This window comes from Roseibium sp. (genome assembly GCF_025698965.1).
GTDB lineage: Bacteria > Pseudomonadota > Alphaproteobacteria > Rhizobiales > Stappiaceae > Roseibium.
This window is the reverse complement of record NZ_JAILWL010000479.1, coordinates 1-4,889: the sequence shown is the minus strand read 5'-3', so window position 1 is coordinate 4,889 and position 4,889 is coordinate 1. Positions and strand designations below refer to the sequence as shown.

7 protein-coding genes are annotated in these 4,889 nt (G+C 54.7%); 3 read left to right on the top strand and 4 right to left on the bottom strand.

Features of this window, described 5'->3' with window-relative positions:
• Nucleotides 1–4 precede the first annotated feature (4 nt).
• The 4 genes from K5905_RS27495 to K5905_RS27480 are packed head-to-tail and all read right to left on the bottom strand — an operon-like array spanning nt 5 to nt 2,728.
• Nucleotides 5–673, bottom strand: a complete 669-nt coding sequence (locus K5905_RS27495; RefSeq protein ID WP_297590281.1) for a hypothetical protein — start codon at nt 671–673, stop codon at nt 5–7.
• Nucleotides 674–704: 31 nt separating this feature from the next.
• Entirely contained in the window at nt 705–1,163 is a 459-nt protein-coding gene (locus K5905_RS27490) for an OsmC family protein (RefSeq protein ID WP_297590278.1), read from the bottom strand.
• Nucleotides 1,164–1,169: 6 nt separating this feature from the next.
• Nucleotides 1,170–1,850, bottom strand: coding sequence for a malonic semialdehyde reductase (locus K5905_RS27485; protein ID WP_297590276.1), 681 nt, complete (start codon nt 1,848–1,850; stop codon nt 1,170–1,172).
• On the bottom strand, nt 1,847–2,728 hold the full coding sequence (locus tag K5905_RS27480; RefSeq protein WP_297590274.1) for a fumarylacetoacetate hydrolase family protein: 882 nt from the start codon (nt 2,726–2,728) through the stop codon (nt 1,847–1,849). The genes K5905_RS27485 and K5905_RS27480 overlap by 4 nt, the downstream gene beginning before the upstream one ends.
• A gap of 103 nt (nt 2,729–2,831) precedes the next feature.
• Here K5905_RS27480 and K5905_RS27475 point away from each other — a divergent pair, with 103 nt between their 5' ends.
• The 3 genes from K5905_RS27475 to K5905_RS27465 all read left to right on the top strand — a co-directional run.
• Entirely contained in the window at nt 2,832–3,218 is a 387-nt protein-coding gene (locus tag K5905_RS27475; protein ID WP_297590271.1) for a YciI family protein, read from the top strand.
• Between the two features lie 125 nt (nt 3,219–3,343).
• A complete protein-coding gene (locus tag K5905_RS27470) occupies nt 3,344–4,621 on the top strand; it encodes a malonyl-CoA decarboxylase (RefSeq protein ID WP_297590269.1) in 1,278 nt (425 codons plus the stop codon).
• The coding region (locus tag K5905_RS27465) for an AMP-binding protein (RefSeq protein WP_297590267.1) at nt 4,602–4,889 on the top strand (288 nt) is incomplete at its 3' end. The genes K5905_RS27470 and K5905_RS27465, both read left to right, overlap by 20 nt.

Genomic DNA, 4,889 nt, shown 5'->3' with positions numbered 1-4,889 from the left:
AAAACTATGTTAGATGCTGTATGGTGGACAGCAGCATGCCGGTCTGCAGCATATTGTAAAAATCCGTGAGACCGCCACGAACACCAGCTGCACCTTCAATGCCTTCCAGATAGCGCAAATTCATGCCGGCACCGGCAACCTTGGCACCCTCGACGTCGGACAGGTTTTCGATCGGTTCCTTGGAAAACACCTGATAGGTATCAAGCACGACGCCTGTAGCCAGATAGACTTGGTTCTGCGCCTCGAATTCCTTCTGCATGGTCGGGAATTCCTTGGCGATTTCGTCAACCGCCTTGGCCACCGCGCGTGAATCGGGAGCAATGAACGGGGTCACCGCCGAAATGGCCTGGCTCGGCAGCTTGGATGAGTGGAAGATAGTGGTGACGATACCGATATCGCCGAGCCCCAGCTTGATCCCTTCCAGCACACCTTTCGGTTTGACGATCGAGCCGCCGTAACTCTCCTGCCAGTCCATCTTGTAATTGCCGGTCTCGGCCAGGCGCTTATCGACTTCAGGAATGAAGAAATTGGTGAATTCCTTGACCCAAAGCGCTCTTGAAGGATAGCCGTCGATCACTACCGCTTTGATGGTTTCCGTCGCGAAGGCCGGCATTGCCGTTGCACTCAACAGCGCCAAAGCCAATGCACTCCGCCTGGTCATTTTCCCGCTCATGACATTTTCCTCCCAAAGAAATCGAGACTGGTCAGGCCTTTTGCCAGATCGTCTCCATTGAAGTCCCCGCTTGCTCGAAGAGTTTTGAAAGGGGACAGTATTTTGCAACTTCGGTTGCCACGCGCTGGAGATCTTCCTCAGAGAGAGCTCCATCGCAGGTAATCACCTGACGCAACGCAACAAACGGGACATCAATCTCTTCCTCCAGAGTGACACCCCTGCGATCGAAGTCGCAAGCAATTTCAACTTCTAGGTGTCCAACATCGACACCCAGCTTTTCTGCACATTTATGGCCGATCACATTCGTGCAACCGGCCAAGGCCGCCAGCGCCGCCTCTGTCGGTGCGGGACCAAGGTTGGTCCCGCCACGGACAACAGGTTCGTCAATCGAAAGAACGATGTCGCGGATATCGATATCGGTTCGCGAGTGTGACACTCCCTGACCTTTGGCCCGCAGCTTTACGACTGTTTTTTCTCTCAACGCCGGCATGCATCCTCACAAAAACTGACAGGCAGCTTCAAACGGAAGTCGCGGAAGTTTCTGGAACAACGCTGTCTCGTCGGCATAGCCGAGATTGCAAAGAAAGTTCGATTTCAGCGTGGTTCCCGAGAAAAACTCCTCATCGACAATCTGGTTCGAAAAGCCGGACATGGCGCCCACATCAAGCCCCATGGCCCGGGCGGCAATCATGAAATAGGCACCCTGAAGGGTTCCGTTCCTGAAGGCCGTGATCTCGGAATGCTCCGGCTTGCCTTCGAAATGCGGCCGACGGTCCTCATGAGGAAACAGATACGGCAACTCTTTCCAGAACTCGACATCATGCGCGATGATGACAGTCGCAGGAGCCGACATCATCTTGTCGATATTCTTGTCCTTCAGCGACTTGGCAAGGCGCTCCTTGGCTTCCTGCGATTCGATGAAGAAGAATCTGGCCGGACAGGTATTCATGCTTGTCGGACCTGCTGCCGTAATCTCGTAGATCGTTTTCAGAACCTCCCGTGAAACCGGTCTGTCCTGCCAGGCATAGTGCGAGCGTGCATTGCGTAAGATGAGATCGATTGCGTCGTCGTGCAGCGTTTCGATCCGACTGCGAAGCTCGCGCACGGTCTCCTGCGCTTCGGCGCGCAGTTTCGCAAGAGCTTCTCCGGTCGGGGCATTCGAAGGGGCCGTCATCATTCAGCGGCCTCCGTCTTGACGACATCTTCCTCCGCCACAATCGGGTTGGCGCAAATGCCGATACCTTCGATTTCCACTTCGACGATTTCACCGGGACGCAGCCAGCGTTGCGGCGTCTTGGCGTGCCCGACGCCCGGAGGCGTACCCATTGCAAGGTAATCGCCCGGCTCCAGCGTCGCGAACTCGGAAACCGTGGCAATGGTTCGCGCAACGCTCCACAACATGTCGGATGTTGTCGCGCTTTGCAGGATCTCGGACCCCACGCGAGATTCAATCTTGAGCCCTTCGGCTCCTTCAGGGAGTTCATCCGGTGTTACGATTACCGGACCGATCGGTCCCGTTGCATCGAAATTCTTGCCCGGCGTCCACTGATGGGTCTTGCGCTGGTATTCGCGAACGGATCCGTCATTGAAGACCGTATAGCCAAAGATGTGGTCAAGGGCATCGCTCTCGCTGATATGCTTTCCACCCTTGCCGATAATCACCATCAACTCTGCTTCATAATCAAGCTGCTCGGAGCAGGACGGACGCACCATTGGGGCACCTGCCGGGATCATCGAAGTGCTGCACCGCATGAACAGTGCCGGATAGGTCGGCACGTCATAGCCGCCTTCCTTGATGTGATCGACGTAATTGAGACCGAGGCAGATGATCTTGCCCGGGCGCTCTACCGGAAGAGCCGGCGTAATTGACGAGACCGGTTCGGCTGCGGTCTCGCCTTTTCTCGAAACCAGACCGGCCAGATCAACAGCCCCTTCGATCAATGCCGTCAAATCCGTGCCGACGGCGCTGTCAATCGCCGTCAGGTTCCAAGCCTGGCCCCCTTCAACGAGGTAAACACCCTGCCCTGACGCACCCGTACCTACTAAGAATCGCATATTACCCTCGGCGTTTCTCTATTTTTTGTTACTTTGACGACTATTTTTACAATTGTCAAATAATATCGATTTTTTTAAAGTAGGAAAAAATTGGAGATATGACATGCCGAAATTTGCCGACTACAAACGCACCGCCAAAGAACGCGGAGCGCTCGCTCTGGAGCTTTATCTGGTGAATTCTGTCCCTTCCGGGCCGGACGCGGATTTGCCCGGTACACTACCGGATCACCTGGAATATCAGGCGAAACTCGAGAAGGAAGGTAAGCTGGTTTTCGCAGGTCCTGTATCGGATTTTTCCGGTGAAGACATCAACGGTGAAGGGATGATCATCTATCGGGCATCGTCCCTGGAAGACGCACGCGCACTTGCTGCCGAAGACCCCATGCACAAGAAAGGCGTACGGAGTTTCACGATCAGGCGTTGGCTGATCAACGAAGGCAGCTTCAACATATCATTCGGCCTGTCCTCAGGAAGTGTCGATTTCTCGTAACGTTGAAGAGGGGTTGGAACTCTTGAAACGCCGACCTTCACTCTTTTGGGGAATTGGGCCGGTTCGCACGACCTAATATCTTCATGTCAGTGACTGTCTGGCCCCATCTGCCCCTGGAGAAACACATGACGATTCTAGGCGATTTGCTGTCGACCATTTTTGAACGCCGTTACCTGACGTTCTCGCCGGACCGGCATGACAACCGGCCCATGGAAGAACTCATCAGCGCCCTTGTCGGTGCAACCGGGGAAATTTCCGGCAAGTCCGTCGCCAACTATATACTGCAGCGCTACCAGGAAATGGACGACGATGGAAAACTGGCATTCTTTCATCACCTGGCCGGCGACATGAATATCGATCCGGAAAAGGTCCGCACGACACTCGATGCCTATGAGGCCGATCCAAGCAAACAGACCTATCGGGCATTCATGGCAGCAGTCGAACCGGATCGTCAGGAATTGATCAGACGATTGAATCAGATACCGGGCGCAACAGAAACGCTGGTACGCATGCGGGCAGACCTGTTGCGCCTAGGTGGACCGGACCACGAATTGCAGGCGCTGGATCAGGACTTCCGTCATCTGTTCGTATCCTGGTTCAACCGGGGTTTTCTGGTTCTACGGCCGATCAGTTGGGAAAGTCCGGCGCATATTCTTGAGAAAATCATCGCCTATGAAGCGGTTCACGAGATCGCCAACTGGGATGATTTGCGCCGCAGACTGGTGCCCGGTGACCGAAGGTGTTTTGCCTTTTTCCACCCCGCCATGCCGGACGAACCCCTGATCTTTGTCGAAGTTGCACTGACCGCCGATATCCCAGGATCCATCCAGGATCTTCTTGCGGAAGACAGGGAACCAATCACCTCGGAAAAAGCCAGGACCGCGGTTTTCTATTCCATTTCCAACTGTCAGGCCGGTCTGGCCGGAATATCCTTCGGCAACTCTCTCATCAAACAGGTCGCGGCCGACCTGGAAGCGGAAATGCCGGGGCTCAAGACTTTTGTGACCCTGTCCCCTATTCCCGGCCTCACCAACTGGCTGCGGTCGGAGAACATTCCATTTGAAGAGGCCGACGCCAAACAGCGCAGAATTCTTGCCGCCCACTATCTGATGTCGGCGAAGCGCAAGAACGGCCAACCGCTTGACCCGGTGGCTCGCTTCCATCTTGGCAACGGTGCTCAGATTAATGCGGTTCACGCCGACGCCGACACATCAGAAAAAGGCCGCGCGCAATCCGCCGGCACAATGGTCAACTATCTCTACGACCTCAACAAGGTTTCACAGAACCACGAACGGTTCGCCACCACACAAGAAATAGCAGCCTCCTCCGAAATCCGGTCTCTGGACGCTGCTGCAAAAAAACAGGACCTCGGGAGACAGGTGAATGAGCAACCTGCTTTATGACACATTATTTGGAAGACACGCCGGTAGCGAACGGATCTTTCTTCATCTGACAGATGGGACTCAGGTTTCTTACAAGGATTTCCTGGAACGTGCGGCACAATTTGCCAACACATTCAACGATCTGGGCGTTAGGACCGGCGACCGCGTCGCGGTTCAGGTTGAAAAGTCGCCGGAAGCACTCGCACTCTATGCTGCCTGTGCCCAGGCAGGCATTGTTTTTCTGCCACTCAACACCGCATACACGGTCGAGGAACTGCGTTACTTCATC

What these genes read in the sequence shown, in the direction of transcription:
- K5905_RS27470 (WP_297590269.1), top strand. Translation starts at nt 3,344, where the DNA reads ATGACGATTCTAGGCGATTTGCTGTCGACCATTTTTGAACGCCGTTAC.
- K5905_RS27480 (WP_297590274.1), bottom strand. Translation starts at nt 2,728, where the DNA reads ATGCGATTCTTAGTAGGTACGGGTGCGTCAGGGCAGGGTGTTTACCTC.
- K5905_RS27475 (WP_297590271.1), top strand. Translation starts at nt 2,832, where the DNA reads ATGCCGAAATTTGCCGACTACAAACGCACCGCCAAAGAACGCGGAGCG.
- K5905_RS27490 (WP_297590278.1), bottom strand. Translation starts at nt 1,163, where the DNA reads ATGCCGGCGTTGAGAGAAAAAACAGTCGTAAAGCTGCGGGCCAAAGGT.
- K5905_RS27495 (WP_297590281.1), bottom strand. Translation starts at nt 673, where the DNA reads ATGAGCGGGAAAATGACCAGGCGGAGTGCATTGGCTTTGGCGCTGTTG.
- K5905_RS27485 (WP_297590276.1), bottom strand. Translation starts at nt 1,850, where the DNA reads ATGATGACGGCCCCTTCGAATGCCCCGACCGGAGAAGCTCTTGCGAAA.